The organism is Clostridium sp. AF19-22AC (assembly GCF_003479085.1).
In the GTDB taxonomy this organism is placed as follows: domain Bacteria; phylum Bacillota; class Clostridia; order Lachnospirales; family Lachnospiraceae; genus Faecalicatena_A; species Faecalicatena_A orotica.
Genome location: NZ_QUGN01000051.1, coordinates 1 through 4,606 on the forward strand (window position 1 = coordinate 1; position 4,606 = coordinate 4,606).

Genomic DNA, 4,606 nt, shown 5'->3' on the forward strand with positions numbered 1-4,606 from the left:
AGTCTTGATTGACTACATCATTATTATACTAGGAGGGGATTGTATGTTTTATGTTATCCGGGCTGGAGAAGACCGAAACTTGTATACATGCAGGGGGCAGCCTTTTCCATATACCCTGTAAAGAAGACTTCGGAAAAGATAAATGAAAAGGAGGAGAAATTTATGAAACTAAGAAAAATCAGTTCACTTTTTATGGTGGCAGCATTAGTAGTAACAATTTTGGGAGGGTGTGGTTCTGAGAAGGAAGAAAGCGGATCAAAAGAAGGGAAGTCTGCAGACAAAGAGACCTTGACAATTGGTATTACTGTACAGGATTTGAGTAATGAATTTGTTGCAAATGAAAAGACCGTTATAATGGACCTGTTAGAAACAGATGAATATTCTAACGTTGAAGTACAATTTCTGGACGGTGCAAATGATTCTGCAAAGCAGATACAGCAGATGGAATCATTCATGAATCAAAAAGTAGATGCTATTATCTGCAATTGTGTAGAAAGCACGGCACTTGCACCATCGGTAGAACAGGCTATTGATGCAGGAATTCCTGTTGTGTGCATGGGAACAGATGTGGATCAGCAGTACGGGCAGGTGTGGATCGGGTCACCGGATGAACCGGGGGCAGAACAGGCAATGCAGTATGCAATTGACAATACAAGTGAATCAGCCAATATTGCAATTATGCGCGGAGTTATCGGCCACCATGCAGAAATGTTGCGTTCTGAAGGGTATGAGGCGGTACTGAAAAAATATCCTGATGTGAAAATTGTATTTGACCAGTCTGCAAATTATTCACGGGATGAGGGAATGCAGCTAATGGAAACATGGCTCCAGAGTGGAACTAAGATAGATGCAGTGGTATGCCAGAACGATGAAATGGCACTGGGGGCAGCGGCAGCAGTAGATGCAGCGGGATTAAGCGGAAAAATGGTAATTACAGGAATCGATGGTGTTGCTGATGCATTAACTAACATAAAGGACGGCATTATGAGCTGTACTTTATACCAGCCGGGAGATAAATTGGCAACAACAGCACTTGAATATGCGGTTGCTATGGCACATGGAGAAAAAAAGGAGGAAACGACCTTTCCGCAAGAGCTTGTTACACAAGAGAATGTTGATGATTATATAAGCAAGTAAAACGAGCGTGTTACAGTCAAAGGAGGATTTATATATGGCGAAAGAAAAAATTATTGTAGATACAGATATCGGACAGGACATGGATGACGCGTGTGCCATTGCGTATCTATGTGCACATCCAGATGCAGAAATTGTCGGGATTACGACAGTAACAGGGGATGCGGTGCCCAGAGCAAGGCTTGTCAGCTCTGTCTGCAATGCGATGGGAAAACCGGATATTCCGATCTATCCGGGGCTGGAGACCTGCATATTAAAGGAACAGCATCAGGCGTTTTGCCCGCAGAACCATCTGCTTGAAAGCTGGCCCCACAAAACCGAATTTCCGGAAAGAGAAGCACTGTATTTTATGCAGCAGACCATTAGGGAGAATCCGGGTGAAATCATTTTGGCGGGCATTGGACCATTAAGTAATATCGGGGTCCTGTTTCAGATGGACCCGGAACTTCCGTCTCTGCTGAAAGGGATCTATTTGATGAATGGAATTTTTCAGAAATATGATTTGCAGACATGGACAAAAAAGCATAATGACAATTCATTCAGCATTGCCACAAATGGAAGAAATCTGGAGTGGAATACCTGTATTGACCCATACGCTTCGGCGATTGTATTTGAACATACTGCAAAAACGTTCCGGGTAATAGGCGAAGATATGACACATCAGGTAGTGCTCTCACCGGAGGAATTTAGGGATACTCTCGCAAGAAAACTTCCGAAAATCCTGGTCGAAATGTCAGATGCATGGATAGACTATGACCCATTGGCTGCAAGAAAACTGACATATCACGATCCGGTTGCGGTTACCACTATTTTTAATGATAAGGTATGTAAATTTATCCGCGGAAATGTAGGAATTGAGACAATCAGCCCGTCATTGAGGGGATTTTCAACCTTTGAAGAAGACCCGGACGGGAAACATGAAATTGCCTATGAGGTAGACCCTCAGGAATTTTTTGATGAGTTTTCGAAGGTATTTTAATGAAATGAAAAAGGAGGAGAAATATGAACCTTAAGAAAAGCCAGATCGCATTGTCCAATTTCCCATACTATAAACATTCTTTGGAATATACCTTAAATGCGTTGGAAAAACTAGGGGGCGGTGCAATGGAACTGTATGCATGTGATCCGCATTTCCATGTGGATGACTGCGGACTTCCCGAGGTTATGGCGTTAAAAAAGAAACTAAAAAGCCACGGATTATATCCCATTTGTATTACACCAGAACAATGCATGTATCCTGTTAATATTGCATCTCCAAACCCTGTGCGCAGAAAGGCCAGCGTAGATACTTATGTAAGGGTGCTGCAGTATGCAAACGAATTGGAAGTGCCTAAAGTACAGTTTCATGCAGGATTCACAACACTGGATCACGAACCGGATGAAGCGTGGCAGCGCTCGGCAGACTCCCTGCATTATCTTGCAGATATAGCAGAGGGATATGGAGTCACTATTGTTATGGAATCTGCACCGGCTATCTATACTGTTTTAACCAGCAGTGAAAAAAGTGCCAAAATGATCCGTGAAATTAATTCCCCAAATCTCAAAGGCATGATAGACACATTGTGCCTGCCACGCTGTAACGAAGACATTGATACAGCGATTGCAAATCTCGGGGCAGACGGAGTAAAGCATTTTCATTTCAGCGATGGGATGAAGGAGGAACAGGCGTGTACCCATCTTGTTCCGGGAGAGGGGAACCTTGATCTGGAGCACTATCTGGAAGCAATGTCAGATATCCATTATACCGGATACATAACGATTGAGATGATAAGCCCGTATGAATATCGTCCCGATTATGCCATGAAGACATCCAGAGAATGGCTTTTGGAGCGTCTTTCAGATTAACCACAGCGAAAAGGAGAGGGTGAAAATGCGTCCGAAGATTCTGACAGCAGGCAGTATTAATATGGATTTGATGATGTATAATGTGGAAAAAATTCCGAGGCTGGGAGAATCTGCATACTGCAGGGACTATGAATATGCGAGCGGAGGTAAGGCATCCAATCAGGCGCTGGCGCTTGCGAGAATGGGAGCAGTGAGCTTCCTTGCGGGAAGAGTGGGGAATGACAGGAATGGCCGACAGCTCGTGGAACAGCTCGAAAAGGCAGGAGTAGACACGAGGTATGTGATCGTGGATGCAGACCATTCCACAGGGTTGTCCACGATGAACGTAAATAAAAGGGGAGAATATTTTTCTGTGTTAGCTCCCGGCGCAAATAATTATATCCGGACAGAAGATATAAAGAAAGCTCTGTCGGAAAATAGGTTCGATATGGTAGTCCTGCAGCTTGAGATGCCATTAGAGACAGTATACCAGACATATGAGATAGCAAAGGCGCAGGGGATTCCTGTATTTTTGGATGCAGGACCGGCTATGTCAATACCGCTTAAGCGCTTTTCAGGAATCTTTGCAATATCTCCTAATGAAGCTGAGACGGAAGCACTGACAGGCATTGCCCCGGACAGTGAGAAGCATATACAGGAAGCCGCAGAATGGCTGTATCAGGCAGTGGCGCCGGAATATGTGATTTTAAAGCTGGGCAGAAGAGGGGCATTGCTTTATGACGGTTCTCATATGAGCCTGATAGAGGCATATCCGGTGGAAGCAGTTGATTCGACTGCTGCCGGTGACACATTTGGTGCAGCATTTGCCGTACAGTATTGCCAAGGGGCGAAGATGGATGATGCAGTCCGGTTTGCCAATGCAGCCGCGGCCGTCTGCGTCACAAGAAAAGGCGGGTATCCATCGATCCCATGCAGAGACGAGGCTGAAGAATTTTATGGGAGGGTAAGATGTCAGGACAGGGAATGTATAACGAAGTGAGAGAAACGGTACTGGAAGAATGCAGGGAATCTCTGGCTGCAATAGACTGCCACGAAATAGAGAAGTATTTAGATATGATTCTCCATGCCGAAAGGGTATACTTTGTCGGAGTAGGAAGAGTTCTGCTGGTTCTGAAGTGTATTGCAAAACGGTATGCACATTTGGGGATTCAGGCTGTAGTAGTGGGGGAGACAACCGAGCCTGCAATTACAAAGAACGATGTATTAGTGGTTGGTTCAGGGAGCGGGGAGACTCTCTTCCCGTCGGGGATTGCCAAAAAGGCACATCAGCTTGGGGCCCGGGTTATACATATCGGAAGCAATCCGAACAGCGGCTTAAGGGATATAGCGGATCTATTTGTCAGAATCCCAGTTGAAAGCAAGAGCAGGGCAGAGGATGAAATACATTCCAAACAGCCTATGACTTCACTGTTTGAACAGTCACTTTTGTTGTTTGGTGACAGCACTGCAATTATGATAATAAAAAAGAAAAAATTAAATGTTGATGAGTTGTGGAAATATCATGCAAATCTTGAATAAGGGTTGTTACTGTATTCAGGAAGATCTGAAATCGTAATGAACGGTCTAAAGGCTGTTGCACCGGGGAAATTGAACCGCTCCCCGTCAAGTAGACAATTAAAAAAATAAA

The 4,606-nt window shown here is 44.4% G+C and carries 5 protein-coding genes; all 5 read left to right on the plus strand.

All coding sequences use genetic code 11. From position 1 onward, the window contains the following. Positions 1-162 precede the first annotated feature (162 nt). From DWX43_RS26635 to hxlB, 5 genes are read left to right on the plus strand one after another with little or no spacing between them, the layout of a single operon-like run. Entirely contained in the window at positions 163-1,137 is a 975-nt protein-coding gene (locus DWX43_RS26635; RefSeq protein WP_182440827.1) for a substrate-binding domain-containing protein, read from the plus strand. A 34-nt stretch (positions 1,138-1,171) separates the two neighbouring features. Continuing rightward, complete coding sequence (locus DWX43_RS26640) at positions 1,172-2,113, plus strand: nucleoside hydrolase (protein WP_118623088.1); 942 nt, start codon at positions 1,172-1,174, stop codon at positions 2,111-2,113. Between the two features lie 23 nt (positions 2,114-2,136). Further along, the gene (locus DWX43_RS26645) at positions 2,137-2,979 is read left to right on the plus strand and encodes a sugar phosphate isomerase/epimerase family protein (RefSeq protein ID WP_118623090.1); all 843 of its coding nucleotides are present in this window, start codon (positions 2,137-2,139) and stop codon (positions 2,977-2,979) included. A 25-nt stretch (positions 2,980-3,004) separates the two neighbouring features. Beyond that, positions 3,005-3,958, plus strand: a complete 954-nt coding sequence (locus DWX43_RS26650) for a PfkB family carbohydrate kinase (protein WP_118623092.1) — start codon at positions 3,005-3,007, stop codon at positions 3,956-3,958. Beyond that, positions 3,928-4,497: a 6-phospho-3-hexuloisomerase gene (gene hxlB, locus DWX43_RS26655; protein ID WP_207666106.1), complete on the plus strand. Its 570-nt coding sequence runs from the start codon at positions 3,928-3,930 to the stop codon at positions 4,495-4,497. The genes DWX43_RS26650 and hxlB overlap by 31 nt, the downstream gene beginning before the upstream one ends. Positions 4,498-4,606: the final 109 nt, after the last annotated feature.